Source organism: Micromonospora sp. DT53 (genome assembly GCF_049841535.1).
Classification (GTDB): domain Bacteria; phylum Actinomycetota; class Actinomycetes; order Mycobacteriales; family Micromonosporaceae; genus Micromonospora.
The window spans coordinates 142,969-167,466 of sequence record NZ_JBNCKM010000010.1 but is presented as its reverse complement, the minus strand read 5'-3'; the positions used below and the strand labels follow the sequence as shown (position 1 = coordinate 167,466).

The window sequence follows — 24,498 nt, the reverse complement described above, 5'->3', positions numbered from 1 at the left end:
CTCACTCCTCCTGTTGTGCGGCCGACCCCGAGCCGGTCAGGCTCTGCGCTGCCAGCACGATCGTGTCCAGGTCCAGGGGAACCGTGAACGGCACGGCCTGGACGTACTTCACCGAGCTGCCGTCGGATGCTGTCACCAGTTCGCCGGTCACCAGACCGGCCGCTTCCAGCTTCTGCAGGTGCATGTAGAGCAGTGGTCGGTTCATCTGCAGCTGGCGCGCCAACTCGCTGACGTAGGTGCGCTGCCGCGCCAGGGCGGCAAGGATGCGCAGCCGGTGTGGGCTGGCCAGGGCGGCCAACAGCGGCACGAGCTCGTCACCGGTCGGCGAGGCGCCGCTCATCCTGGACTCCCTCCTCGGCACCCGGTGTCAGATTCCTCTGACACCCGGTGTCACAAAAGTCTGACAGGGGTGTCGAGAGGTGTCAACGCCAGACGAGGAACCTGGGATCGCAGTCGCCGCCCTACCAGTCATTGCCGCGCAGCGCTACTGCTCATTCAGCGCGGTTACCGGCCCGGCGCCGCTGACGGACACTGACGCGTCAGCTGGTCCCGGCGCGGCGGCGGATCAGCGGCGGCGGCTGGGTGAGTCGAAACGCCCGGCGCGGATCTCCCGCAGGGCCCGGCGGCGGGTGTCGCCGCGCAGGGTGTCGACGTAGAGCCGGCCGCCCAGGTGGTCGGTCTCGTGTTGCAGGGCGCGGGCCAGGAACCCGCTGCCGGCGATGGTCAACGGCTCGCCGTGCTGGTCGACGCCGTGGGCGGTGGCGTGCAGGGCCCGCACGGTCGGGAAGTACAGCCCGGGGATGGACAGGCAGCCCTCCTCGTCGTCCTGGAGCTCCTCGGACAACTCCACTGTGGGGTTGATGAGGTGGCCGCGGTGCCCGTCGGCGTCGTAGACGAACACCTGGGCGCTGACGCCGATCTGCGGTGCGGCGACACCGGCGCGCCCGGGTGCGCCGAGCAGGGTGTCCATCAGGTCGGTGACGAGGGCGCGCAGCTCGGCGTCGAAGGTGGTGACCGGTTCACATCCGGTGCGCAGGACAGGGTCGCCGATGATCCGGATGGGCCGCATGGTCATGCCGGTCAGCGTATCGCCGTCCGACGCGCGGGTCAGCGCCCGGCCAGGGTCGCGCGGATCGGGGTGGTCTTCGCGGCGGCCTCGGCGACCTCGGCGCTCGGGTCGCTGTCCCAGGTGATGCCGCCGCCGGCCCAGGTGTGCAGCCGTTGGCCGTCGGCCGCGGCGGTGCGGATGGTCAGGCCGAGGTCGACGTGGCCCGGGGCGACCCAGCCCAACGCGCCCATGCTGGCGCCCCGCCCGACGGGTTCGAGGGCGCTGATCTGGGTCAGGGCGGCGAGTTTCGGGGCCCCGGTGACAGAGCCGCCGGGGCAGGTGGCGCGCAGCAGGTCGGCGAGGCCGAGGCCGTCGGCGGCGGTGGCGCGCACGGTCGACTCGGCCTGCCACAGGTCGCACCAGCGGCGCACGGCGAACAGGTCGTCGACGGTGACGGTGCCGGTGCGGGCGATGCGGGCGAGGTCGTTGCGTTCCAGGTCGACGATCATGATGTGTTCGGCGCGTTCCTTCGCGCTGGCCAGCAGTTCGGCGCGGCCGGCGGCGGTGGCCGGGCGGGTGCCCTTGATGGGTCGGGTGATCACCTGCCCGTCGGTGACCTCGACGAGGGTCTCCGGGGAGGCGCAGCCGATGGCCCAACCGTCGCCGGTGAGGACACCGCCGTAGCGGGCGCCGGGGAGCGCGCCGAGGCGGCTCAGGGCGGGCAACGGGTCGCCGGTGTAGGGGGCGCAGGCGTGGCCGACGAGGTTGCTCTGGTAGACGTCGCCGCGGCCGATGGCGGCGCGGATCGCGTCGACGGCGGCGGCGTGCTGGCCGGGGGTCCAGCTCTCGACCCACTCGCCGAGCCACCAGGGTGCCGGTGCGCCGGGCCGGGTGGCCCGGGTGGGGCCGTGCTCGTAGACGACGACGGCGAGGTCGGGCAGGACCGGCGCGGGTTCCGGCGCCCCGGTGGGGGCGCCGGCGAGCAGGGCCCCGGCGGCGGCGGACAGGTACAGGGCCGCGCCGCAGACCCCGGTGCCGTGGCGGGCGGGGGCGGGTCGGGTCAGGTCGTGCAGGGGCAGGCCGTGCGCCGCGAGGAACTCCTCGGCGAGGGCCGCGGGGTCACCGCCGTCGCCGCGAGACCAGTGCAGGCGGGCGCGTTCGACAAGCGCGCCCCGGCACGCGGCCGGCGCGGCGGGTACATCGACCGCCGCCGCCGGGCCGCTGTCGTCGGCCAATCCAGCCGGGTCGCGGTCCGCGACACACACCTGTGGGAGCGTTTCCACGCCGTACGGTCCAACCTTCCTCATCCGTTCAGTGGATTTCCCGGGCACCAGGCGTGCACCTGCTCGATGCTGGACACTTTCGCTTGGTACTGTGCGTCACTGGTCATGTGAACCATGACACAGTGCCCCCACAGTCCGGAGAACCCGATGTGCCAGCACCAACCGACCTGCCCCTCCGCTGAAGCCACCGACCGGGAAGCCGCGCGGGTCCTCGCCTGCTTCCGTGAGCAGGGCTGGAGCCTGCTCTGCAACGGCGTCATCGTCTTCGAGGACACCGGCGAGTTGCTTCCCGACGGCAGCAGCATCGCACCGCACCGCGGCCCCGCCCGCCACGCCCTCGTGGCGTAACCCGACCACTCAGCGTCACCAAATAGCCGCCGTCGACCCAGGCTAGTCCCCCGGTAAGGGACGTCCCCGCCCAGGTCGCAGCGGCTGCCGGGGCAGGCCGTACCGCCCGCCCCGGCGCGCCGTCGTTCAATCCTCGAACGCCTGCGGCGTTTGTCAGTCTCGAACGCCGGCGGCGTTGTCAGTCCTCGAACGCCTCCGGCGACGGGCACGAGCAGACCAGGTTCCGGTCGCCGTACGCGCCGTCGATCCGCCGCACCGGCGGCCAGTACTTCCCGGCCCGGTCCACCCCGGCCGGGTACGCGCCCACCGACCGCGGGTACGCGTGCGACCACTCGTCACCGCTGACCATCGACGCGGTGTGCGGCGCGTTCGCGAGGGGGTTGTCCCCTCCCGGCCACGCCCCGGAACCCACCTGCTCGATCTCCGCGCGGATGGCGATCATCGCGTCGCAGAACCGGTCCAGCTCGGCCAGGTCCTCGCTCTCGGTCGGCTCCACCATCAGCGTCCCCGCCACCGGGAACGACATCGTGGGCGCGTGGAAGCCGTAGTCGATCAGCCGCTTCGCCACGTCGTCGACGCTCACCCCGGTCGCCTTCGTCAACGGCCGCAGGTCGAGGATGCACTCGTGCGCCACCAGGCCCTTGTTGCCGGCGTACAGCACCGGGAAGTGCCCGCGCAGCCGCGCCGCCACGTAGTTCGCCGCGAGGACCGCCACACCGGTCGCCCGGGTCAGCCCCTCGGCGCCCATCATCCGCAGGTACGCCCACGGGATCGGCAGGATGCCCGCCGACCCGTACTTCGCCGCCGAGATCGCCGGGGTGGCGTCCACGTGCGCGCCCAGCGGGTCACCGGGCAGGAACGCCGCCAGGTGCGCGCGCACCGCGACCGGGCCCACACCGGGGCCACCACCGCCGTGCGGGATGCAGAACGTCTTGTGCAGGTTCAGGTGCGACACGTCCGCGCCGAACTTGCCCGGCTTGGCGAACCCGACCAGGGCGTTGAGGTTCGCCCCGTCGACGTACACCTGCCCGCCGGCGTCGTGGACCTTCGCGCACAGCGACGCGATGCCCGTCTCGTACACGCCGTGCGTCGACGGGTACGTCACCATGATCGCGGCGAGCGCGTCGCGGTGCTTCTCGATCTTCGCGTCCAGGTCGACGAGGTCGACGTTGCCGTCGTCGTCGCAGGCCACCACGACGACCCGCATGCCGGCCATCACCGCCGACGCCGCGTTCGTGCCGTGCGCCGACGACGGGATCAGGCACACGTCGCGGTGCGTCTCACCCCGCGACGCGTGGTAGGACCGGATCGCCAGCAACCCGGCCAGCTCACCCTGCGAACCGGCGTTGGGTTGCACGCTCACCGCGTCGTAGCCGGTCACCTCGGCCAGCCACGACTCCAACTGACCGATCATCTCCCGGTACCCGACGGTCTGGGTGTCCGGCGCGAACGGGTGGATGTTCGCGAACTCCGCCCAGCTGACCGGCTCCATCTCGGTGGTCGCGTTCAGCTTCATCGTGCACGACCCGAGCGGGATCATGCCCCGGTCCAGGGCGTAGTCGAAGTCCGACAGCCGCCGCAGGTAGCGCAGCATCGCCGTCTCCGAGTGGTGGCTGCGGAACACCGGGTGGGTGAGGAAGTCGCTGCCGCGCGTCAGGTCGACCGGCAGGGCCGCGTCCACGTCGCCGTCGAACGCGGGCACCCCGAACGACGCCCACACCTCCCGCAGGTGCGCGTCGGTCGTCGTCTCGTCGCAGGACACCCCCACCCGGTCGGCGTCGACCAGCCGCAGGTTCACCCCCCGCTGCTCGGCCGCCGCGACGACCCGCGCCGCCGCGCCCGACACGGTCGCGGTGACGGTGTCGAAGAACGCGACGTCCGCGACGTCCACCCCACCGGCGCGCAACCCGGCCGCGAGCCGCGCCGCCATCCGATGGGTACGCGTCGCGATGTCCCGCAGCCCGTCCGGCCCGTGGTAGACGGCGTACATGCCGGCCATCACGGCGAGCAGCACCTGCGCGGTGCAGATGTTGCTTGTCGCCTTCTCCCGCCGGATGTGCTGCTCACGGGTCTGCAACGCCAACCGGTAGGCCGGGTTGCCGTCCGCGTCGCGCGACACCCCGACGAGACGCCCGGGCAGCATCCGCTCCAGGCCCGAGCGCACCGCCAGGTAACCGGCGTGCGGCCCACCGAAGCCCATCGGTACGCCGAAGCGCTGGGTGGTGCCGGCGGCGATGTCCGCGCCGATCTCCCCCGGCGCCCGCAGCAGCGTCAACGCCAACAGGTCCGCCGCCACGGTCACCAGGGCGCCGACGGCGTGCGCCGCCTCGACGAGGCTCGCGTGATCGCGCACCGCCCCGGAGGCCCCCGGGTACTGCAGGTGCAGGCCGAAGAACTCCGCCGGCACCTCGTCGCGCTCGACGTCGACGACCCGCACCTCGATGCCGAGCGGCTCGGCCCGGCTGGTGATCACCGCGATGGTCTGCGGCAACGCGTCGGCGTCGACGACGTACACCCGGCTCTTACTCTTGGAGGCCCGCCGCGCGAGGGTCATGGCCTCCGCCGCGGCGGTGCCCTCGTCGAGCATGGAGGCGTTCGCGGTGGCCAACCCGGTCAGGTCGGTGACCATGGTCTGGAAGTTCAGCAGCGCCTCCAGGCGGCCCTGGCTGATCTCCGGCTGGTACGGCGTGTACGCCGTGTACCAGGCCGGGTCCTCCAGCACGTTACGGCGGATCACCGCCGGGGTGTGCGTGCCGTGGTAGCCCAGACCGATCATGGAGACGGCGACGGTGTTACGCGCCGCCAGGGCGCGCAGTTCGGCGATCGTCTCGGCCTCGGTGGCCGGGTCCGGCAGGTCGAGGGTGCCGTGCCAGCGGATCACCTCGGGGATCGCGGCGTCCATCAGCTCGTCGATCGAGCCGTGCCCGACGACCTCCAACATCCGACGCTCGTCGTCGGGACCGGGACCGATGTGACGGGTGGCGAACTGCTCTACGGACATCAGGGGCACTCCCGGGGCGAGGTCGACGTGTCGGCCTCCCCCTCTGTCGCACCCCATGGGGCGCTCCACAGTGCCTGCCCACGAGGTCCTTTTGCCTGAGAGGTTCCGGGGAGGATTTGCCCCTTCGGCGCCGCCCTGCGTGCTGTCGGGCGGTCTCTCCCACGTGGGTGTTACCGGCGTGCTCAACGCTACCAGCGTTGGTGTTTCCGACTCATGTCCTACCCCCGGGCCAGGCACCCCACCCGGCGGGCCCGCGCGGTCACCTCTTCCCGGGGGCCCAGGCCGTCACGCCCCGAGGGCCCGCGCCGTCACACCGCGAGCGGTGCCCCGGCGCCGACCCGCGCGGCCAGTTGCGGCAACACCGCACCCAACGGCGCGTCGACGCACACGGTGGCGTGGCCGTCACCACGGGTCGCACCCTGGTTGACGATCGCGACCGGTATGCCCCGTTTAGCGGCCCGGATCACGAAACGCCGCCCCGACATCACCGTCAACGACGACCCGAGCACCAGCAACGACCGGGCCTGCTCCACGGCCGCGAAACACCGCGCCACCCGCTGCGGCGGCACCGTCTCACCGAAGAACACCACGTCCGGTTTCACCATCCCGGTGCCGCAGATCCCGCAGTCCACCGGCCGGAACGCCGCCACCTGCTCATCGGGGAGATCAACATCACCGTCCGGGTTGACCGCGGCGACGCGGGCCACGAAGTCCGGGTTGGCCTCGCGCAGCCGCCGGTCCAGCTCCTCCCGGGAGGTCAGGTTGCCGCAGTCCAGGCAGGTCACCTCGTCGAGGCGACCATGCAACTCGATCACCGACGTGCTGCCGGCCGCACCGTGCAGACCGTCGACGTTCTGGGTGATCACCGTGTCGACCAGACCCGCGCGTTGCAGCTCGGCCACCGCCCGGTGCCCGGCGTTGGGCGCCGCGCCCGCGATCAACCGCCACCCCAGGTGGCTACGCGCCCAGTAGCGCCGCCGGGCCAGGGGATCCCGGGTGAACGCCTGGAAGGTCATCGGCGTGTGCCGCCGCGCCACCCCGCTGGGCCCCCGGTAGTCCGGAATCCCCGACTCGGTGGACAGGCCGGCGCCGCTGAGCACCACCACCCCACCGCCGGCCACCAGCGAGGTCAACGCGTCCAGGCTCTCCATCACCTCTCCATGCTGCCTCAACCCGTGCGCCAACGCCGAACCCCGCGCCGGCTGGGTGGCCCCACCCGGCGCGGGGAAGCCGGCGACGGCCGACGCCTGCCCCTAGCTCGCTGGCGACGGCTTACGCCGCTGGGTGGCCGGCGACGGCTTACGCCGCTAGGTGGCCGGCGACGGCTTACGCCGCTAGGTGGCCGGCGACGGCTTACGCCGCGACGACGTCGGCGACGACACAGGCGATGTTGTCCGGCGCCCCCTCGGCCCGCGCCAGCTCGATCAACTCCCGCACCGTGTCCTCGGGGGCGGCGGGCGCGGCCAACGCCGAGCGCAGGTCGGCCCGGGCGACGACCGCGGACAACCCGTCGGAGCACAGCAGATACCGGTCACCGGGCTGCGCGGCGCGCAACGCCAGATCCGCCTCGACCTGCCGACCACCACCGAGGGCGCGCACCAGCACCGCGCGCTGCGGATGCGTCGCCGCCTGGTCCCGGTCGAGCCTGCCCTGATCAACCTGGGCCTGCACCCAGGTGTGATCCTGCGTGAGCAGCGACAGCTCACCGTCGCGCAGCAGGTACGCCCGGGTGTCACCGACGTGCACCAGGGCCAGTTGGGCGCCGCTGAGCAGCAGCGCGGTCAGGGTGGTGACCGGCTGGTCGGCGTCGCTCGCCAACCCGCGTACGGCGCGGTCGGCGTCGCTCACCACACCGGCCAGCATCGTCAGCAGGTCGACGGCCGGCACGTCGGTCAGCTCCAACGGCTTCAGGGCGTCGACGGCGGCGGCGCTGGCAGCCGCCCCGCCGGGCCCCCGCATCCCGTCGGCCACGGCGAGCAACCGCCCGCCGGCGTACGCGGTGTCCTCGTTGCTGTCACGTACCAGCCCGGTGTCGCAACCGGCGGCGCAGCGAACGGCAACTGCGCAATTCGGGTCGGACATGGTGGCGCCCCCTTCAGACAGGTGGTCCACGAGGAGGGTGGCGAGCCGGGCGCGGGCCGCGGTGTCGGCACTGACCTGCCGCCAGTACGCGGTGATCGCCTCGGCCGCCGCCGCCGGATCCAGGTCACACACGACCCGGATCGTCGCCAGCGGCATGCCGAGCCGCCGCAACTGGGCGACCAGCCGGGCCACCGGCAACTGCGCCGGGTCGTAGAGCCGGTAGCCGGACTCCGGATCCACAGCGGCCGGCGCCAGCAGCCCCACCCGGTCGTACAGGCGCAACGCCTTCGGCGTCAGCCTCGCCGCCCGGGCGAACGCCCCGATGGTCATGAGCCCCACGTCGACATCCTCCTCGTGCCGGTCGCGGCGACCGGTGCCCACCAGGCTCAGGGTTACCCGAAGGTCAAGGTCAAGGCCGGCGCCACCGCCGTCACCCGCGGCGCCGGTAGGTTGGGCGCATGCGCGTCGTCATCGCCGGAGGCCACGGCAAGATCGCCCTACTGCTGCAACGTCACCTCGCCGGGCGCGGCGACACCGCCGTCGGCCTCATCCGCAACCCCGAGCAGACCGCGGCGCTGCGCGCCGCCGGCGCCACCCCCGTCGTCTGCGACCTGGAACACACCCCGGTCGCGCAGGTGGCCGCGCACCTCGACGGCGCCGACGCGGTGATCTTCGCCGCGGGCGCCGGCCCCGGCAGCGGCGCCGCCCGCAAGGACACCGTCGACCGGGCCGCCGCCGCGCTGCTCGCCGACGCCGCCACCCGCGCGGGCGTCCACCGTTACCTGCTCGTCTCCTCCATGGGCGTGGACACGCCACCCGCCCCCGACGGCGACGACGTGTGGGCGGCGTACCTGCGCGCCAAACGCGCCGCCGAGGACGACCTGCGCGGCCGCGACCTGGCCTGGACGATGCTGCGACCCGGGCGGCTCACCGACGACCCGCCCACCGGGCGGGTCACCCTCACCCCGCACGCCGGCCGTGGCGCGATCAGCCGCACCGACGTCGCCCACGTCCTCGCCGGCCTGCTCGACGAACCACGCACCACCGGCGCGACCCTGGAACTCGTCGACGGGCCCACCCCGATCGCCGAGGCCATCCGCGCCGCCACCACCTGACCGACCCCCCGCGCCGAAGAGAGAGCCATGGAACCGCAACCACTCGACTACCGCTTCACCGCGCCCATCGAGAAAGACGGCGCGTTCGCCACCTACGTGACAGTGCCCGACTCCGCGGACCTGCTCGGCACCCGACGCGCCGTCAAGGTCACCGGCACCATCGACGGGCACCCGTTCAGCGCCACCCTCATGCCGTTACCGGCGAGTGCTCAGAAGTGAGCGCTGCGCGGTAGTCCCGCCTTGCGGTGGGACGGTCCCGGCCTGACCCGCTCGCGCGGTGCCGGGTAGACGCTTCACAGCCACCTGCCCGCGGGTGCGGGTCTTCTGGTCGGCTCCACGTCCGTTTAGCGACTCCCGGCCACTCCGGTCGTCGGTTACCTCACGCGCGAGGGCGGCGAGGTTGAGTGCGGCGTTGAGGTCCCGGTCGAGACTCAACCCGCAGGCGGTGCAGGTGTAGGTCCGCTCGGCCAGGGGCAGCTTGGTTTTCACCGCGCCGCAGCCGGAGCAGGTCTTGCTCGACGGATACCACCGGCCGGCGGTGACCAGCCGCCCACCGTTCCACTCGCTCTTGTAGGTCAGTTGACGCCGGATCTCCGCGAAGCTTGCGTCCGCGACGTGCCGGGCCAGCCGGCGGTTACGCAACATGCCCGCGACGTTCAGGTCCTCGACCACGACGGTGCCGTGCTCGCGGGTCAGCCGGGTGGTGAACTGGTGTAAACCGTCGCGGCGTAGCCCGACGACGCGCGCGTGCGCCCGCGAGAGCTGTTGCTGCGCCCGGGTCCAGCGGTTCGACCCGACCCGACGCACCCGACGGTCAGGAGTGACGCATCGGCTCACCGCCCGGGCCAGACGGCGCATCCGGCGCTCGGCCACCACGAGGTGCCGCGGGTTAGCCACCCGTTCGCCAGTCGACAGCACCGCGAGGTGCTTCACACCAAGGTCCACCCCCACGATCGAGCCAGGCCGGGCTGGTGCACCCACGGCGCGCTCGACCTCGCAGGTGAACGACACGAACCAGCGACCGCCCTCGCGCCGCACCGTCGCGGACATGATCCGCGCGGTGCCCGCCTCCAACCGCCGAGCCAGCTTGCGCGCCGACTCATGCAGCCGCAGCGCGCCCAGCCGGGGTAGCACCACGTGCCGCCAGTCGGCCTCGATCCGCATCACGCCGGTGGTGAACCGCACCGTAGGCGTGCTGCGCCGCCGGGACTTGAAGCGGGGAAACCCGACCGCGCGACCCTTACGAGCACCCTTGCGCGCGTCAGACCAATTCTTCAGCGCCCTCGCGAGGGCATCGAGACCGGTGTTGAACGCCTCCTTCGAGCACTCCGCCCACCACGGCGCGACCTCATCCTTGGCGGCGTTCCACGCCTTACGCAGTGACGGCAGCGACCACGAGATCGGCGGGCTCAGCAACTCGTCCGGCACACCGTAGGTGCGTTCGGCAGCGCGCTGGCTCATGACCGCCTTCACGCGAGCCAGGGCCCAGTTGTGCGCGACCCGAGCCGCGCCAGCGTGGGCGAGGACCGCCCGCTCCTGGCGCGGTGACAGGTCCAACGCGAACCGGTACGCCTGCAACGTCTTCACGACGGTCCCTCTGTAGCCGCTTCGACCGCGCGCTGAGCTCGGTTCGCCGCGCCACGGCGACCGTATAGGCGTGCGCACAGCGAGGTCAGGATCTCGGTCATGTCCCGGACGAGGTCGTCATCCACCTCAGCGGGGTCCACCACCAGTGTAGGCGGCGGCCCTGTGCGCTCAGCGCGGCCTCGACGTATTCGGCGCCGAAGCGGGCGAACCGGTCGCGGTGCTCGACGACAATGGTCGTCACGGCAGGATCACGCAGTAGGGCGAGGAACTCCTCGCGATGCCCGTTGAGGACGGAGCCAACCTCGGTGACGACACGATCGACAGCCAACCCCTGCCCAGTGGCCCACACGGTCACCCGGGCCACCTGCCGGTCGAGGTCCGTCTTCTGGTCCGACCAGCCTCAGCCGGCGTGCCCGTCAACGGCTCGCCGACCATGATGAGACGCCCGAGCCGATACGTCGGAACGGGCAGCGCCCCGGCCTCGTAACGCCGCCGCGCGGTCGCGTACGAGACGCCGGTGGCCGCTGCCCGCTCCTTCACGTTCACGCCCGCACCATAGCCCTCTAATGAGCACTCATGCCCACCACAACGAGACCTGCTAGCAGCCCCACCCCCGCGACGACTCAGCGCTGCTGGTGCCGCGGCAACGCCGACTGCCCCACCACACCACCGACGAACGGCGCCCCCGGCGTCTCCGCCGCGATCCGATCCATCGTGCGCGCCAACTGCTCACTGCCGTCATCGAGATGCCGCGCCGCCGCCTGCATGTGCGACACCATCATCTCGCCGAAAATCCGCAACGCCTCACGGGTCGCCACCGTGTCGTCGAAGCTCGACCCGGCCGCGCTGCGATACTCCGCCACCGCCCGCTCCGCCTCCTGCTTCGCCTCCGCCTCCGCCGCGTGCAGGTAGCTCTCATACTGCACCCGGGCGTACTCGGCGACCCGACGCGCGTAGTCATGCGCCTGCGCGATGATCTGCTCCGCCTCCCGCTGCGCCGCCGACAGCAGATTCACCTCCCGCGCCGCCGGAAGCTTCGCCGCCGCCCCCGTACTCGGAATCACCCCGTGCCGGTGCAACTCCACCCGGTCGGTCAGCCGCTCGTTCTCCGCCCGCAACGTCGCGATCTGCGTCGCCAACAGGTCCAACTCGTCAGCGACCTGCACCCGGAACCGGTCCACGTCAGCGTTGTCGTAACCACGCCGGGCGAACGACGCGGCACCGAACTCCCACCGCCGAACCCGATCGGCGGTCATCCGCACCTGCACACCGCCGGAAATCTGCACCCCGTCATACCGACTGATCGGTGTCGCGCTCACCTGCGCAGACCTCCGTTCGCGACTGCGGGGCTCGCAAGCTCACTCCTCGCGCTCACCTGTGCCCACCTCCCGAAACGTCACCCGCGGCCGACTGCTGCACCGCCGTCCGCCACGCCGGGCCATACCACTGCGCACCCAGGCCCTCGTGGTGCACCTGCCCCGCGTGGTAACCCGCCTGAACCAACGTCTGCACCGCGTACGACACCATCTCGTCCGACCCACACACGAACACGTGCCGGGAACGCCAGTCACCGTCGGCCAACGCCCGGTCCACCGCCTGCACGAACTCTCCTGGCCGGTGCACGTCGGCACCCACCACGTACGTCACCGTCAACCACGGATACGACGACGCCAACTTGTCGATCGCGTCGCTGTCGTAGAACTCGCTACGGGAACGGGCCCCCACGTAGAGGTCCACCCGCCTGCGGGAACCCTCCGCGGCCACCTGCTCCACCAACGCCTTCACCGGCGCCCAGCCCGTGCCCGCGACCAACAGCAACAGATCACTGGAACCCGCCGACCACAACCCCAGCCGGTCCCCCACCGGCGCCGCCAGGTGAACCCGATCCCCCACCGCCGACCCGTACACCAGCCGCGACGACACCGCACCACCCGGCGCGGCCCGCACATGCAACTCCAACGTGCCGTCCGCCCGCGGCGCGTTCGCCGGCGAGTAGTACCGCCACGACCGCACCGACGGGTGCGACACCCCGATCGACTGACCCGGGGTGAACGGCAACAGGTACTGCGGGCGCACCGTCAACACCGCCACGTCGAACGCCCGCCGCTCGTGCGCCACGATCTCCGCCACCCACCACGGCGGATTGACCGCCTCAGCGGCCTGCGCGGCCTCCATCATCACCTGGGCGACCAACCCGTACGCGGCCGTCCAGTCGGCAGCCAACTCGTCGGTCCACTGTTCGGCGAGGAAATGCTGCAACGTCGCCACCAGCGCCTCACCGACCGCCGGGTAGTGCTCCGCGCGGACCGCGAACTTGCGGTGATCCGCGCCGAGATCCTGCAGGAAACCCACCAGCCGATCCACCTGGTCCACATTGGACACGATGTGACCCAACGCGGTCACGAGGCGATCCCGCTGACCGGCCATGTTCGTCGGGAACATCTGCCGCGTCTCGGGGTGAGCGAGGAACAACGTCGAGTAGAAGTAGAGCGGCACCTGGTCGCCGTGACCGGCGACCACCGACCAGCTCTGCTTGAGGCGAGCCGCGTCCACGCTCAGACGCCCGACCTGTTCCCGGCAGCCACCACCTGGCCCTGCACCTGCCCCAGCACTGTCTGCACATCAGCGATGATGTCCGACGGCACCCCCAGCTCGGTCAACGTCACCGTCAGGTGCTCGCCCACCTTCGCGTAGTGCCCCTCAGTGATGTTCAACGGCTGGTGCGCCTCGGCCAACCCACGACCCGTGTACTCGTTCGGGCCACCCAGCACCACGGTCAACATCAACGCCAGGTGCCGCCGCTGACCCGCCATGTCCACATCGGCGAAGTAGCCCGCCAACTCCGGGTCCGCGAGCACCTTGTCGTAGAACAGCTCAACGGCCGCCTTGACCGAGCTGGCACCGCCAATGCGGTCGTAGTGCGAAGCGGGCGCCGTCTCTTCCGTAACCGTCACGGTCGTTCCTTCCGGGGATGAAGGGTCCAGAACCGTGAGGGACCATAGCGTGCCAACCGCCTCCGGTCAGCGACCCCTTATCGGATTCCCGACAACACGCCGACACGTTGCGTCACCACTACCGATGGGTACTTCCACAATCGGCCACCGAAGCAACACCCACCGTATCCACAGTGGACCGTGACGGCCGATGCAACCCCGCCACCGTCACCGACGGTCGCGAGAAAACAACCGAAAAAAATCCGAAAGTTCGAACGGTCAGCCGGCGCGCCGCCGCGCCCGCCGCGCCGCCAACTCGTCACCCACCGGATCCGAACCCGACGCCACCGCCGGCTCTACCGGGGCGCTCGTCGCCGGCTCCGCCGGCAGATGCGACAACGACCCCTGGATCTCCTTGAAAGCACCACCGATCGCGATGCCGAAGACCCCCTGGCCACCCTGCAACAGGTCGACCACCTCCTCCGGAGACCGGCACTCATACACCGTCGTCCCATCAGAGATCAGCGTGATCCCCGCCAGATCCTCCACACCCCGCGACCGCAACGCCTCGATCGCCTTACGGATGTTCTGCAGGGACACCCCCGCATCCAACAACCGCTTCACGACCTTCAACACCACCAGGTCCCGGAACGAATACAACCGCTGCGTCCCCGAACCCGAGGCATCACGAACGCTCGGCACCACAAGCGTCGTCCGCGCCCAGTAATCCAACTGCCGGTAACTGATGCCCACCGCGTGGCAGGCCGTCACACCCCGGTAGCCAACCGAACCGTCACCCTCAGCCGCCACACCTGGCGACGAGGCACCCGACTCGTCGAACTCTGCACCCGGATCGGAATCCCGCGGCTCGTGCATCCGGACAACCTCCCCGTCAGTGTGGCGACGCATCGTTTCCTCCGACGCGCACCCCTCGACATGGAAACCCTATCGCCACCACCAGGAGTTACCACGGAGGAACCGACGCGACACGCCGCGCAGCCACCGAGAAAGATCACCAACCGAACCCGGGCACACCTCAGCCCGCGAAATCCTCCGGACGCACCTGATCCAGGAACTCGCGGAACTTCTCCACCTCGTCCTCCTGCTCATCAGGGATAACGATCCCCGCCTCGCTGAGGACCTGCTCCGCACAACGAATCGGCGCACCGACACGCAACGCCAACGCGATCGAATCGCTCGGCCGCGCCGACACCCGCACCCCATCGCCGATCAACAGATCCGCGTAGAAGACGTTGTCCTTCAGCTCGGTGATCTCCACCGCCTGCAAGGGAGCCTTCAACGCCGCCAACACGTCCCGCAGAAGATCATGCGTCAACGGCCGGGCCGGCTTGACCCCCTGCTGCTCATAAGCGATAGCCGTCGCCTCGACCGCGCCGATCCAGATCGGCAGATAGCGGTCCCCCTCGACCTCCCTGAGCAGGACGATCGGCTGGTTGCTGGGCAGCTCCACCCGAACTCCGACCACGCTCAGCTCGCGCACCGCCGCCTCCGTGTCGTTGTCACCTACGCCGCACCGCGCCCTTTCCCTGCACGGTACACGGACCGCAACACGGCCGTCCCATGCGCTACAGCACCACGTCCGCGCCGAAAAGGGGTTACCCCGGCAAGCCTACGGCACGCTTCCCCGAAGAGATCTTTCCGCTCAGCCGCCACCCGCCGGGAACCCTCACCGACCCAACGTCGACCGCAAACCCACACGCACCAACGCCGCGTGCAACTGCTCCGACAACGCCACCAACTCACGCGCCGTCTCCGCCGCCCGCGCCCGCGCCGCCGGATCACTCTGCCGCGCCAACGGCGCCACCAACTGCGCGAACAAACCGACCTCCCGGTCCGCCGCCGTCCGATAACCCCGCAGGTGCCGCGGCTCCAACCCGTACGACGCCAACCCCGCCACCGCCGACGCGATGATCAGAGCATCCGCGTCATACCACCCCGGCGGATCCGACACCAGCACACCGAGCCGCTCCAACTCCACCAACGTCGACTCGTCGATCCCACTGCGCGCCACCAGATCAGCCCGGCCGAGCCGCACCTGCGACGACTCGGCCGGCTCCGCCAACTCACGACCCGGCACCGCACCATCGGGACCAACCGCCACCAACGCCGGCCGCGACCGCCCCGGCTGCTCACCGGACGAATCCCACTGGGCCAACTGCTCCCGGATCACCCGCAACGGCAGGTACTTGTCCCGCTGCGCGGTCAACACGAACCGCAACCGCGCCACATCGTCCCAGCTGTACTTCCGGTAACCCGCCGCCGTCCGCTGCGGCTCGACCAAACCCTCGGCCTCAAGAAACCGCAGCTTCGAAATCGTGGTGTCCGGAAAATCCACCCGCAACTGCCCAAGCACCTCACCGATGCTCATCAGCGGCTCAGACCGAGCCGCCCCGGGTGACATGGAGGCCGCAGGCTCGTTCACCCCCGGCCGGCCTCCTCCTCCGGGCGCGGACCGGCGATGAACACCACCCGGAACTTACCGATCTGGACCTCGTCACCATTGCTCAACGTCGCCGCCTCAACCCGCTCACGATTGACGTACGTGCCATTCAGGCTACCCACGTCCCGCACCGTGAACGTCCCACCATCACGGTGGAACTCCGCATGCCGACGCGACACCGTCACGTCATCCAGGAAGATGTCACTGTCCGGGTGCCGGCCACTGGTCGTCACATCGTGGTCCAACAGGAACCGGGCACCCGCATTCGGGCCTCGACGAACCACCAGCAGCGCCATACCCGGCGGCAACGAACCGGACATCCGGCTCGGCACCACATCGGTATCCGGCCCCTCCAGCACTTCGTCGAGCGAACCGAGATTGAGCGTCGAAGTGACGTCGAGTGGGGGGAACTCGTCGTCTGGCCGCGTCATGGGACCACCTCACGGATCTGTTCGGTCGGCGTCGGGTAATGGCGGGTCTGGCCGCCGGGCACTTGAACACCCGGCGGCTGGCTCCCCGTGCCCGGGAAGGCAATTCCGCAACGCTCAACTATTGGGTTCTCGGTCGACTGGGCGAGCCTAGCCAGCGCCGAAATGCAGGGCAACCGGACGCGCGCAGACATCCCACGCACCGGATCAAGCACACTCAGCCTTCGGTGATCTTCTGATACGCGGCCGCCGTGAGCAACCCGTCCGTCGCAGTCGGATCATTCGGCGTGATCTCCACCAACCAACCCTCACCGTACGGATCAGTGTTGATCAGCTCAGGCGTGTCACCCAACGCGTCGTTGCGCGCCGCCACCGTACCGGCCACCGGCGCGTAGATCTCCGACACACTCTTGGTCGACTCGATCTCACCCAACGAGTCACCGGCCGCGACCACCGCACCCGCCTCGGGCAACTGCACGTACACGATGTCACCAAGCGCGTCCTGCGCGAAGTGGGTGATGCCGACCCGGACCGAAGCCGTGCCGTCACCCGCCACCCACTCATGCTCGGCGGTGTATCGCAGATCCTCGGGAATCACCAGACGCGTCCTTCATCCATCGGTGCCCCGGACCACCCGGGTCCGGCGCGGCCGCGCCGGTCAGGAGACCGGACGGGCGTGTTCCAACTTGATCGGCACGTGCAGCGCCGAAACCTCGGCAACCTCACGCTCCCCAAACGTCACGTTACCGCCGTCACCCCGGACCGACGCCACCACCCCACCAGGAATGTTCAACGCCGTACGCATCGTCGCCGGATCACCGATCACCGTGATCGTGTACGGCCCCGACAACCGACGCCCCTCCACCATCAACGACCCGTTGTCCCCATCGAGGAAGTACGTCGACGCGATGATCCGCACCGTCGCCCGATCCCCACCGGAGATCTGCATCGCCTCAGCGCCCGCACCACGCAACTCCTGCACCGCGTCCAACACCCGGTCCGCCGAAATCGCCTTCACACCGGCGTCGAACTGCACAGTCAACCCCGGCCCCACCGCCGGCAACGTCCCCGCCAGGATGCCCAACTCATCCGCCCGCCGCGTCGCCTCATCCAACGCCGCCTGACGACCCTGCTCACCCGACTGCAACTGCCGCTGACTGTCCTCCAGAGCACGGATGTCCTGCTGCAGGCGATTCTCCCGGGCATCCAGATCCGACAAGATCCGGACCAGGTCCTCCTGCCGGGTGGCCCCCAACGTCGGGTCCGTCGACGTCGTCTTCAACTGCACGACCAACGTGAACCCCAGCAACGCCAACAACGCCACGATCATCACCCCGGCCGTACTCCACCGGGACCGACCAGCCGCCGGCGCCGCCGGCACCGCCAACCCGTCGGAATCCGCGACCGGCTCCCCCGACCGCGACACCACGCTCAGGTCCACCGTCGCACCGTCGTCGACCGGCTCCACACCCGGCTCCGCCGCCGGCTCGTCACCCGACGGCTGCGGCTGCGCAGGCCCCTGCGGCGCCAACGGACTCAACTCATCCGGATCCGGCGCATCCGGCCGCGGATCCGGCTCACCCGCCGGCCCACCCGGCCGCACCGGACCCGCCGGCTGCGGCCACCCGGTGCCCGTGTCGGTCTGCTCGTCACTCATCGCAACCCAACCTACGCCCGGAACAGGTGTCGACGGATCGCCGCCACGTTGCCGAAGATACGCACACCCAGCACCACGACCACACCCGTGGACAACTGCCCGCCCACCCCCAACTGGTCACCCAGATACACGATCAGACCAGCGACCAGCACATTCGAAATGAACGACACCACGAACTGCTTGTCGTCGAAGATGCGATCCAACCGAGCCCGCACCCCACCGAACACCGCGTCCAACGCGGCCACCACCGCGATCGGCAGGTACGGCTGCAACGCCGCCGGCACCGTGGGATCAAGCCACACGCCCAGCACCACACCGGCGAGCAACGCCAGCACCGCGATCATCGGCCACCTCCGGAGGGGCTAACAGTCGTCGCCGGACCGGACGACCCGGGACTGCCGGACCGGCCACCCGACGCGGAAGGGCTCGGACTGACCGACGGCTTGGCGTAGCGTAGCTGCGGCTCCGGCGCCGCCGGCAGGGTGAGGTCATCCGCCTCCCGCACACCGAACGACAACCCGGTCCCCTGCGCGACCTTGCGCATCAACGCCGCGTTCCGGCTGCCCTCGAACTTGCGCCGCATCGAACCCGGCCCAATCGCCGACACCTCGTACGGCCCGGTCACCGGCCGGAAATCCACGAGCATCGCCTCACCCGCCGACCGGATCGTCGACGTCGACGTCAACCGTTGCCCGTTGATGGCGATCGCCTCCGCGCCGGCGCTCCACAACGCGTTCGCCACCCCCTGCAGGTCGCTGTACAGCACCCGCGGCGGCCCAGCCCCGGCACCGGTCACCGCGTCCGCCTTGTCCGGCGCGTCCGCCAACCGCACCACCACACCGTCACCGCGCACCCGACCCAGCCCCGTGCTCGCCTCCAGGTTGCGCAACCGGGCGGCGGCCGACCCACTCAACGCCGCGTCCCGCTGCCGACTGACCTCCTCGCGCAGCTGGTCCGCTCGCGTGGACAACCGGTCGGTCTGACTCTCCCGCTCCTTGATCTGCGTCACCAGACCCGAGCGGGCCTGGCTGCGCCCCGGCTCGTCCGCCACGGTCTGCCGGTACGCGACCGCGAACAGGAAACCGAGCATCACCACCACGACCAGGCTCACCGACCGCGCCGGCAACGCCCGCCACCCCCGCGCCGGAGCGGGCTCCGCCGCGCCTCGACGGGCGGCAGCCGCGTCCGCGTACCCCGGATCCAGCGGGTTGCGGAACAGCTCGGTGAGGAAATCCGGCGCGTACACCCGGTCCTGGCCGGGCTTCCCCAACCGCGGCGCGCTCACGCCGCCGCTCCTGAGGCGCGCGCCGCGCGCACCAACCGGGTCGCCTGCACGACGTACATCCCGCCGGCCACCCAGTAGAGCACCAACCCCCACCAGGCCAACGCCCAACCGATGGCGCTCGCCGCCGTCGCCACGTCGGTGGCCGCGGTGGCCAACAGCAGCACCGGGAACGCCGCGAGCAGCAGGAACGTGGCGGTCTTGCCCACGTAGTGCACCGGGGGCGGCCCGTACCCGTAGCGACGCAGCACCGCCAGCGAGGCGAGCAGGAGCACCTCACGGGCCAGCAGCGCCGCGGTGAACTGCCACGGCACCACCTCCCGCGCGGTGAAGGCGACAAGGGTGGCGAGGATGTAGAGCCGGTCGGCGAGCGGGTCGAGCAGCTCGCCCAGGCGGCTCACCTGGTGCAGGCGGCGTGCGATCCAACCGTCGACCCAGTCGGTGGTGCCGCCGATGGCCAGCACGACGACCGCGGCCACGTCGGCCCGCTCCACCAGGAACAGGTAGAGGAAGAGCGGCACGCCCAGCAGCCGCCCGAAGCTGATCAGGTTGGGCAGGGTGAGCACCTGGTTGCCGGGGGTCTGGTCACCGGTGTCCCGCGGTTGCTCTGCCCGAGCCGGCCGACGCGACACCGATCCTCCTCCACGGCACGCGGGCCCCCGGCCGACGCCGGGCGCGGCTGAGGGTCGTACGCGCTGTCGGGCCGACGAACGCCGGCTCTCCCCTGCGGCCCCGGGCGGGGCCTCTTCCCCTGACGCGGCCCGCGATCTCGATGATCGCGGGCCGGGTAGGTGCGCTGCCACTATATCGGGCTTCCTCTCGCCGTCCGGGCGCCGCCGCCGGGCTGTCGGTGCGGCTGTGCCGCGCTGTGGCGTGGGTCACCACGCCTAAAGCGTCCTAGGATACTAGTGGACGGGGGAACGGCGCTCAGGCTGTCTGGACCGCGGAGTCGGTCTGCTGCGCGGGCACCGAGGTCGCCGCCCGCGCGAACCCGACAAGCGCCAACAACAGCTCGTGCTGCGTCCGCGCCGGCATCCGGTCCAGTACCACCTGCACCGCACGCTGCCGCCGCTCGGCCAACTCCCCCAACAGGGTCAACGCGGCGGCGGTCGGCACCAACCGCACCTCACGCCTGTCGCGCGGATCGGCCACCCGGCGCAACAACCCGGTCGCCTCCAGCCGGTCGCACAGGCGGCTCGCCGACGAGGGCACGACGTCCAGCAGCTCCGCCAACCCGTTGACGTTGGTCTCCGGTCGACCGCTGAGCAGCATGAGCACCCTCAACTGGGTGGGCGGCACCTCGTGCCGCGACGCGGCCGAGTCCAGCACGGCGATCAGCGTCCCGGCGGCGGCATCGATCGCCGCGGCGAGATCCGCAGGTCGCTCCACCTGATGTCCCCTGCCGTCGTCGCGCTGGTGCCCGCCCGGCAACGCGGCGGCGAATCTCACCCCGTGCCCCGTTCGCGCGGACCGTGCCAGTCCAGACAGACCACGACGGCGTCGTCGCGCAGATCGGAATCCGCGTGATAGGCGTGCAGTTCGCGCATCACCGTACCAACCGCCTCGGCCGGCGGCTGCAGCCGCGTGGCGCGCAGGGAACGCGCCATCATCCGCTGCCCGTACGGCTCCTGACCCGGTGGCTCGGCAGCCCACACCCCGTCGCTGACCACGAAGAGGCGGTCACCCGGAGCCAGTTGCATCTCCTGAAGCTCGTAGCGGGTCTCGGCGAACATGCCCAACGGCAGCTGCTGATCGAGCTTCATCGGCTCGACCGTGGACCCGCGCATCCGCAACAGATGTGGGGAGCCCGCGTCGACCGCCCGCACCCGCCCGGAGCGGGTGTCCACCTCGAGCAACAGGGTGGCCACGTACCGGGCCCCCCGGTGCTGGTAGAAGACCGTGTCCGAGGCCAACTCGGCCTGTTCCACAAGGCCACCACCGGAGCGCCGCGCGTTGCGCATCGCGTTGACCGTGACGGCGGTCAACAGGGACGCGGCCAGCCCACTGCCCTCGCCGTTGAGCACCGTCAGGGTGAGCCGGTCGCCGTCCAGCGACCAGTCGAAGTGGTCGCCACCCACCGTGTACGCCGGTTCGAGCTGGCCGGCCAGCTCGAACGCGTGGTGCGCCACACCGCGACCGGGCAGCAGGTCCCACTGCATCTCGGCGGCCATCGTCAGCCGCTCCCGACGCCGGGCCCGCCGGTAACGGTCGGTCTCCCGGTCCGCCGCGCGCATCGCCACCGCCAGGGCGCCGGCGATGTCCGTGGCACGACCGGTGACCGCCGGATTCGGTGCGGCCGGAAGCTCGATCAGCAGCACGCCCAGCCGCTCCCCCCACACCGTCAACGGCAGGTAGAGCCGGCAGGGGCCCTCGCCGTCGCGCACCGGTTGCTGGCTGCTGAAGCAGCGCTGCGCCATGGTGTGGCAGGCCAGGAAACCGCCGGCCGGCAGGTCGGGGTCCAGCACCGGCCAGAGGCCGCTGATCCGGTAGTCGGCGACGAAGACGTCGGTGCGCAGCGCGCCCATCGTCGACCGGATCGCCCGGTCCGCGGCCTCCGCCAACTGGTCGGGCGGGGCCTCGCGCAACGCGCGCGACACCACGTCCGGCGCGTCTACCATCGTCGCCCTCCCCAGAAGCTTGCTACAGGGCAAGCATCATACGGACGCCCCCGGGACAGATGATCCGCGCGGTCAGTCACCCGGGCGGGTCGCGAGCACACCGTGGAACGCGTCGGGCACCCGCGCCGGCGGACCGTCCGGCCGCCACTCGGCGACCGGGACGATCCCGTCCGCCGTCGGCGCCCACCGACCCAGCAGGGGCGCGAACGCCGCCGGTGGACGCATCCGGAACTGCGGCCCCATCATGGCCAACGCCTGCGGATGGGCCGCCAACTCCTCGGTGTCGAAGTCCACCGCCAGCAGGCTGCCCGGCGCCGCGGCAGCGTACAACTCGTCGAGGGTGTGGGTCACTGTGGCGTCGTCGAGGAACGCGGCCAACCCGAGGAAGACCACTCCGACCGGCCGCCGACCCCACCCCGGCACGAAGCGGTGCAGCTGCGCCGGGTCGACAGTGCCGATGTCCGTCGCGTCGCCGAAGCCGTAGCCGGCCCGGTCGCTGCCGGCGAGGATGCTCTGGCCCAGCCGGATGGTGACCGGGTCGACGTCGGTGTAGAGCACCGTGGCGTCGGTGGCGACCTCGTGCACGTTGCCCATCGTCGGCACCCCGGCGCCGAACACCAGGAACCCGTCCACGCCGTGGGCGGCCATGGCCCGTACCGCCCGGCCCAGGAACGCCCGCAGCTCCCGGAACACCGGCGCGCACGGCCCGTACGCCTGCTCGAACGCGCTCGCGGCGGCCACGTCCACGGGGAAGTGATGCTGCCCGCCGAGCCAGAAGTCGATCATGCGCGCGGTGCTCGGCTGGTCTGGTTCACCCATCGACGACGCCCCCTCCCCGGCCGGTCGTCGCCAGCGTACCGACCGGGACGCGCTCAGCGGTATCGCGGCGCGGGAGCGTCCGGTCCCGCGATACTGGCCGCGGGCGGGGGTGGGCGGTGAACTCGGCGAACAACGCGGCGGTGGTGGTCGGCGTCGATGGCTCGGAGTCGGCGCTGCGTGCCGTACGCCTCGCCGCCACCGAGGCGGCACGCCGACACCGACCACTGCGGGTCGTGCACGGCTTCATCTGGCCGCTGCTGCACGTGCCGGTCTCCCCCGCCCCGCACGCGCCGCCCGGCGGTGGGCTGCGCGACCGGGCCGAGGAACTGGTCGAGGCCGCGGTGCGCGAGGCCGAGGCGACCGTGCCCGGGTTGTCCGTCTCCGGCGAGATCATCGACGGTGAGGCCGCCGCGGTGCTGGTGGGCGAGTCCCCCACCGCCGCGCTCATCGTGCTCGGCGACCGCGGGTTGGGTGGATTTCCCGCGCTGGTGGTCGGCTCGGTAGCGGTGCAGGTCGCCGCGTACGCCGACTGCCCGGTGCTGGTCGCGCGGGGGGAGCGACGACCCGACGAGCCGGTGCTGGTCGCGGTGGACGGTTCGGACGCCTCCCGGCGCGCGGCGGACCACGCCGCCGAGACCGCCGTGTCGCTAGGTGTGCCGCTGGTGGCGCTGCACGCCTACCGACATCCCGGCAGCAGCGGGCCGGGTGACATGCAACCCCTGGTGTACGACGAGGCGAAGCTGCGCGGCGAGCAGGAGCGGATGCTCGCCGGGTGGCTGACCGGGCTCACCGAGGAGCACAGGGGTCTGCGGTTGACCTGCCGGGTCATCCATGGTCGACCCGGCGGTGTGCTCGCCGAGGCGTCCCGTTCCGCCCAACTGGCGGTCGTCGGAGGGCGCGGGCGCGGCGAGGTGACCGGGTTGCTGTTGGGGTCGGTGAGCCAGTCGATGCTGCACCACGCGCAGTGCCCGGTCGTCGTGGTCCGCGCGCCCCACTAGCGCGCCGGGGTTGGTCCGCCACCAGACGGGTAGACGGCCGCGGTACGCCCAGCGGACGGTGGGCAGCACCAGGTGCCCAGACCGACGAAGGAGGCACAGATGCCAGGACCACGGCCGGGCAGCAACGCGTACGACAAGCAGCGGGCGCGGTTGCGCAACGCGATCGACGACTCCGGACGCCGAGTGCCCGACGGCAAGGCGAACCAGGTCGCCAACCGGATCCTCCAGGAGGATCGCGGCCAACGAGGCGTGGTGCGCGGAGAGCGCACGTATGGCCCGAAGAGCGAGCGCGAACCGGGCGATCCGAAGTGAGGACTGTCGACGTGGCCGACGGCGCGATCGCGGGCGCCGTCGGCAGCACCGCGCTGAACGTGGTCAGCTACCTCGACATGGCGCTACGGGGACGGCCGGAGAGCGACGTCCCCCAGGAGACCGTCGACCGGCTGGCCGGGATCGCGCACGTGGACCTGGGGAACGGGGCCCGGGCGGCCAACCGCCGCTCGGGCCTCGGGCCTCTGATCGGTTACGGGCTCGGCGTCGCCGCGGGTGTCGGGTTCGCGCTGTACGCCGGTGGTCGACGTCAACCGTTGCCGGTGGCCACCGGCCTGCTCGGCGCGGGCGTGATGACCATGACCGACGGGTCGATCACGGTGCTCGGCATCAGCGACCCGCGGACGTGGCGGCGCTCCGACTGGATCTCCGACATCATCCCGCACCTCGCGTACGGGCTGGCGGCCGCTAGAACCCGGGCGTCGCTGCGGGCCCCGCCAACACGCGCCCCGGCCGGGCCGTGCGGCGCCTGCTGCCCCGGGGGCCCGGGCCGCCCCGCGGCCGCGCG

General features: G+C 71.3%; 28 protein-coding genes, 1 pseudogene and 1 riboswitch. Of the genes and pseudogenes, 6 read left to right on the top strand and 23 right to left on the bottom strand.

Annotation, left to right across the window (positions count from 1 at the left end):
* Position 1: 1 nt before the first annotated feature.
* The 3 genes from ACLQ3B_RS27780 to ACLQ3B_RS27770 all read right to left on the bottom strand — a co-directional run bounded on the left by ACLQ3B_RS27780 (position 2) and on the right by ACLQ3B_RS27770 (position 2,355).
* Positions 2-340 carry an ArsR/SmtB family transcription factor gene (locus ACLQ3B_RS27780; RefSeq protein WP_425783637.1) on the bottom strand — a complete coding sequence of 113 codons (339 nt, stop codon included), beginning with the start codon at positions 338-340 and terminating at the stop codon, positions 2-4.
* A 225-nt stretch (positions 341-565) separates the two neighbouring features.
* Positions 566-1,075: a peptide deformylase gene (def, locus tag ACLQ3B_RS27775; protein WP_425783636.1), complete on the bottom strand. Its 510-nt coding sequence runs from the start codon at positions 1,073-1,075 to the stop codon at positions 566-568.
* A 32-nt stretch (positions 1,076-1,107) separates the two neighbouring features.
* Positions 1,108-2,355: a chorismate-binding protein gene (locus ACLQ3B_RS27770; RefSeq protein WP_425783635.1), complete on the bottom strand. Its 1,248-nt coding sequence runs from the start codon at positions 2,353-2,355 to the stop codon at positions 1,108-1,110.
* 123 nt (positions 2,356-2,478) lie between these two features.
* Here ACLQ3B_RS27770 and ACLQ3B_RS27765 point away from each other — a divergent pair, with 123 nt between their 5' ends.
* Entirely contained in the window at positions 2,479-2,679 is a 201-nt protein-coding gene (locus tag ACLQ3B_RS27765; RefSeq protein WP_007460326.1) for a DUF5999 family protein, read from the top strand.
* A 178-nt stretch (positions 2,680-2,857) separates the two neighbouring features.
* Here ACLQ3B_RS27765 and gcvP read toward each other — a convergent pair whose 3' ends face one another.
* The 3 genes from gcvP to ACLQ3B_RS27750 form a co-directional block, all read right to left on the bottom strand.
* On the bottom strand, positions 2,858-5,680 hold the full coding sequence (gene gcvP, locus ACLQ3B_RS27760) for an aminomethyl-transferring glycine dehydrogenase (RefSeq protein ID WP_425783634.1): 2,823 nt from the start codon (positions 5,678-5,680) through the stop codon (positions 2,858-2,860).
* A 73-nt stretch (positions 5,681-5,753) separates the two neighbouring features.
* A riboswitch (glycine riboswitch) is annotated at positions 5,754-5,852 on the bottom strand.
* Positions 5,853-5,988: 136 nt separating this feature from the next.
* Entirely contained in the window at positions 5,989-6,831 is an 843-nt protein-coding gene (locus tag ACLQ3B_RS27755) for an NAD-dependent protein deacetylase (RefSeq protein WP_425783633.1), read from the bottom strand.
* A 202-nt stretch (positions 6,832-7,033) separates the two neighbouring features.
* Positions 7,034-8,101, bottom strand: coding sequence for a MerR family transcriptional regulator (locus tag ACLQ3B_RS27750; RefSeq protein ID WP_425783776.1), 1,068 nt, complete (start codon positions 8,099-8,101; stop codon positions 7,034-7,036).
* A gap of 119 nt (positions 8,102-8,220) precedes the next feature.
* Here ACLQ3B_RS27750 and ACLQ3B_RS27745 point away from each other — a divergent pair, with 119 nt between their 5' ends.
* Together ACLQ3B_RS27745 and ACLQ3B_RS27740 are read left to right on the top strand one after the other, a co-directional pair.
* Complete coding sequence (locus ACLQ3B_RS27745; RefSeq protein WP_425783632.1) at positions 8,221-8,877, top strand: NAD(P)-binding oxidoreductase; 657 nt, start codon at positions 8,221-8,223, stop codon at positions 8,875-8,877.
* 27 nt (positions 8,878-8,904) lie between these two features.
* On the top strand, positions 8,905-9,096 hold the full coding sequence (locus tag ACLQ3B_RS27740) for a DUF1905 domain-containing protein (RefSeq protein ID WP_425783631.1): 192 nt from the start codon (positions 8,905-8,907) through the stop codon (positions 9,094-9,096).
* On the opposite strand, the gene tnpB is transcribed toward ACLQ3B_RS27740, so the two are convergent.
* From tnpB to ACLQ3B_RS27655, 17 genes and pseudogenes are all read right to left on the bottom strand, one after another.
* Positions 9,073-10,464: an IS607 family element RNA-guided endonuclease TnpB gene (tnpB, locus tag ACLQ3B_RS27735; RefSeq protein WP_425783630.1), complete on the bottom strand. Its 1,392-nt coding sequence runs from the start codon at positions 10,462-10,464 to the stop codon at positions 9,073-9,075. The two genes, ACLQ3B_RS27740 and tnpB, sit on opposite strands and share 24 nt — an antisense overlap.
* A pseudogene (locus ACLQ3B_RS27730) lies at positions 10,461-11,010 on the bottom strand (IS607 family transposase). The gene tnpB and the pseudogene ACLQ3B_RS27730 overlap by 4 nt, the downstream one beginning before the upstream one ends.
* 77 nt (positions 11,011-11,087) lie before the next feature.
* Positions 11,088-11,783, bottom strand: coding sequence for a DivIVA domain-containing protein (locus ACLQ3B_RS27725; protein WP_425783629.1), 696 nt, complete (start codon positions 11,781-11,783; stop codon positions 11,088-11,090).
* 52 nt (positions 11,784-11,835) lie between these two features.
* The gene (locus ACLQ3B_RS27720) at positions 11,836-13,017 is read right to left on the bottom strand and encodes a globin domain-containing protein (protein WP_425783628.1); all 1,182 of its coding nucleotides are present in this window, start codon (positions 13,015-13,017) and stop codon (positions 11,836-11,838) included.
* A gap of 2 nt (positions 13,018-13,019) precedes the next feature.
* Complete coding sequence (locus ACLQ3B_RS27715) at positions 13,020-13,418, bottom strand: group I truncated hemoglobin (RefSeq protein WP_425783627.1); 399 nt, start codon at positions 13,416-13,418, stop codon at positions 13,020-13,022.
* Between the two features lie 258 nt (positions 13,419-13,676).
* Entirely contained in the window at positions 13,677-14,273 is a 597-nt protein-coding gene (locus ACLQ3B_RS27710; RefSeq protein WP_425783626.1) for a MerR family transcriptional regulator, read from the bottom strand.
* Between the two features lie 160 nt (positions 14,274-14,433).
* Positions 14,434-14,898 carry a bifunctional nuclease family protein gene (locus ACLQ3B_RS27705; RefSeq protein ID WP_425783625.1) on the bottom strand — a complete coding sequence of 155 codons (465 nt, stop codon included), beginning with the start codon at positions 14,896-14,898 and terminating at the stop codon, positions 14,434-14,436.
* A 186-nt stretch (positions 14,899-15,084) separates the two neighbouring features.
* Positions 15,085-15,786, bottom strand: a complete 702-nt coding sequence (locus ACLQ3B_RS27700) for a MerR family transcriptional regulator (RefSeq protein WP_387166754.1) — start codon at positions 15,784-15,786, stop codon at positions 15,085-15,087.
* A gap of 50 nt (positions 15,787-15,836) precedes the next feature.
* A complete protein-coding gene (gene odhI, locus ACLQ3B_RS27695) occupies positions 15,837-16,289 on the bottom strand; it encodes an oxoglutarate dehydrogenase inhibitor Odhl (RefSeq protein WP_007071101.1) in 453 nt (150 codons plus the stop codon).
* Positions 16,290-16,503: 214 nt separating this feature from the next.
* Positions 16,504-16,884, bottom strand: a complete 381-nt coding sequence (gene gcvH, locus ACLQ3B_RS27690) for a glycine cleavage system protein GcvH (RefSeq protein ID WP_196926700.1) — start codon at positions 16,882-16,884, stop codon at positions 16,504-16,506.
* 60 nt (positions 16,885-16,944) lie between these two features.
* Positions 16,945-17,943 (bottom strand): DUF881 domain-containing protein, encoded by a 999-nt coding sequence (locus ACLQ3B_RS27685; RefSeq protein ID WP_425783624.1) that lies wholly within the window; start codon positions 17,941-17,943, stop codon positions 16,945-16,947.
* Positions 17,944-17,954: 11 nt separating this feature from the next.
* Positions 17,955-18,287 (bottom strand): small basic family protein, encoded by a 333-nt coding sequence (locus tag ACLQ3B_RS27680; RefSeq protein WP_030327710.1) that lies wholly within the window; start codon positions 18,285-18,287, stop codon positions 17,955-17,957.
* On the bottom strand, positions 18,284-19,228 hold the full coding sequence (locus ACLQ3B_RS27675) for a DUF881 domain-containing protein (RefSeq protein ID WP_425783623.1): 945 nt from the start codon (positions 19,226-19,228) through the stop codon (positions 18,284-18,286). Before ACLQ3B_RS27675 ends, ACLQ3B_RS27680 begins: the two co-directional genes overlap by 4 nt.
* Positions 19,225-19,857, bottom strand: coding sequence for a CDP-alcohol phosphatidyltransferase family protein (locus ACLQ3B_RS27670; protein ID WP_425783622.1), 633 nt, complete (start codon positions 19,855-19,857; stop codon positions 19,225-19,227). Before ACLQ3B_RS27670 ends, ACLQ3B_RS27675 begins: the two co-directional genes overlap by 4 nt.
* A 295-nt stretch (positions 19,858-20,152) precedes the next feature.
* Positions 20,153-20,614: a MarR family winged helix-turn-helix transcriptional regulator gene (locus ACLQ3B_RS27665; RefSeq protein ID WP_425783621.1), complete on the bottom strand. Its 462-nt coding sequence runs from the start codon at positions 20,612-20,614 to the stop codon at positions 20,153-20,155.
* Between the two features lie 56 nt (positions 20,615-20,670).
* On the bottom strand, positions 20,671-21,843 hold the full coding sequence (locus ACLQ3B_RS27660; protein WP_425783620.1) for a PP2C family protein-serine/threonine phosphatase: 1,173 nt from the start codon (positions 21,841-21,843) through the stop codon (positions 20,671-20,673).
* A 72-nt stretch (positions 21,844-21,915) separates the two neighbouring features.
* The gene (locus tag ACLQ3B_RS27655) at positions 21,916-22,662 is read right to left on the bottom strand and encodes an SAM-dependent methyltransferase (RefSeq protein ID WP_425783619.1); all 747 of its coding nucleotides are present in this window, start codon (positions 22,660-22,662) and stop codon (positions 21,916-21,918) included.
* Between the two features lie 116 nt (positions 22,663-22,778).
* Here ACLQ3B_RS27655 and ACLQ3B_RS27650 point away from each other — a divergent pair, with 116 nt between their 5' ends.
* From ACLQ3B_RS27650 to ACLQ3B_RS27640, 3 genes are all read left to right on the top strand, one after another.
* Positions 22,779-23,660 carry a universal stress protein gene (locus tag ACLQ3B_RS27650; protein WP_425783618.1) on the top strand — a complete coding sequence of 294 codons (882 nt, stop codon included), beginning with the start codon at positions 22,779-22,781 and terminating at the stop codon, positions 23,658-23,660.
* A gap of 99 nt (positions 23,661-23,759) precedes the next feature.
* On the top strand, positions 23,760-23,972 hold the full coding sequence (locus ACLQ3B_RS27645; RefSeq protein ID WP_088948250.1) for a phosphatidylethanolamine-binding protein: 213 nt from the start codon (positions 23,760-23,762) through the stop codon (positions 23,970-23,972).
* Positions 23,969-24,498, top strand: a 530-nt coding sequence (locus ACLQ3B_RS27640) for a hypothetical protein (RefSeq protein WP_425783617.1), incomplete at its 3' end; no start/stop codon positions are given. The genes ACLQ3B_RS27645 and ACLQ3B_RS27640, both read left to right, overlap by 4 nt.

Excerpts from the sequence above, each read along its gene's own strand:
- ACLQ3B_RS27710 (WP_425783626.1), bottom strand. The coding sequence starts at position 14,273 with ATGCACGAGCCGCGGGATTCCGATCCGGGTGCAGAGTTCGACGAGTCG.
- ACLQ3B_RS27685 (WP_425783624.1), bottom strand. The coding sequence starts at position 17,943 with ATGAGTGACGAGCAGACCGACACGGGCACCGGGTGGCCGCAGCCGGCG.
- ACLQ3B_RS27645 (WP_088948250.1), top strand. The coding sequence starts at position 23,760 with ATGCCAGGACCACGGCCGGGCAGCAACGCGTACGACAAGCAGCGGGCG.
- odhI (WP_007071101.1), bottom strand. The coding sequence starts at position 16,289 with ATGACGCGGCCAGACGACGAGTTCCCCCCACTCGACGTCACTTCGACG.
- ACLQ3B_RS27700 (WP_387166754.1), bottom strand. The coding sequence starts at position 15,786 with ATGAGCATCGGTGAGGTGCTTGGGCAGTTGCGGGTGGATTTTCCGGAC.
- ACLQ3B_RS27770 (WP_425783635.1), bottom strand. The coding sequence starts at position 2,355 with ATGAGGAAGGTTGGACCGTACGGCGTGGAAACGCTCCCACAGGTGTGT.
- def (WP_425783636.1), bottom strand. The coding sequence starts at position 1,075 with ATGACCATGCGGCCCATCCGGATCATCGGCGACCCTGTCCTGCGCACC.
- ACLQ3B_RS27780 (WP_425783637.1), bottom strand. The coding sequence starts at position 340 with ATGAGCGGCGCCTCGCCGACCGGTGACGAGCTCGTGCCGCTGTTGGCC.
- ACLQ3B_RS27660 (WP_425783620.1), bottom strand. The coding sequence starts at position 21,843 with ATGGTAGACGCGCCGGACGTGGTGTCGCGCGCGTTGCGCGAGGCCCCG.
- ACLQ3B_RS27655 (WP_425783619.1), bottom strand. The coding sequence starts at position 22,662 with ATGGGTGAACCAGACCAGCCGAGCACCGCGCGCATGATCGACTTCTGG.
- gcvP (WP_425783634.1), bottom strand. The coding sequence starts at position 5,680 with ATGTCCGTAGAGCAGTTCGCCACCCGTCACATCGGTCCCGGTCCCGAC.
- ACLQ3B_RS27755 (WP_425783633.1), bottom strand. The coding sequence starts at position 6,831 with ATGGAGAGCCTGGACGCGTTGACCTCGCTGGTGGCCGGCGGTGGGGTG.
- ACLQ3B_RS27765 (WP_007460326.1), top strand. The coding sequence starts at position 2,479 with ATGTGCCAGCACCAACCGACCTGCCCCTCCGCTGAAGCCACCGACCGG.
- ACLQ3B_RS27680 (WP_030327710.1), bottom strand. The coding sequence starts at position 18,287 with ATGATCGCGGTGCTGGCGTTGCTCGCCGGTGTGGTGCTGGGCGTGTGG.
- ACLQ3B_RS27745 (WP_425783632.1), top strand. The coding sequence starts at position 8,221 with ATGCGCGTCGTCATCGCCGGAGGCCACGGCAAGATCGCCCTACTGCTG.
- ACLQ3B_RS27740 (WP_425783631.1), top strand. The coding sequence starts at position 8,905 with ATGGAACCGCAACCACTCGACTACCGCTTCACCGCGCCCATCGAGAAA.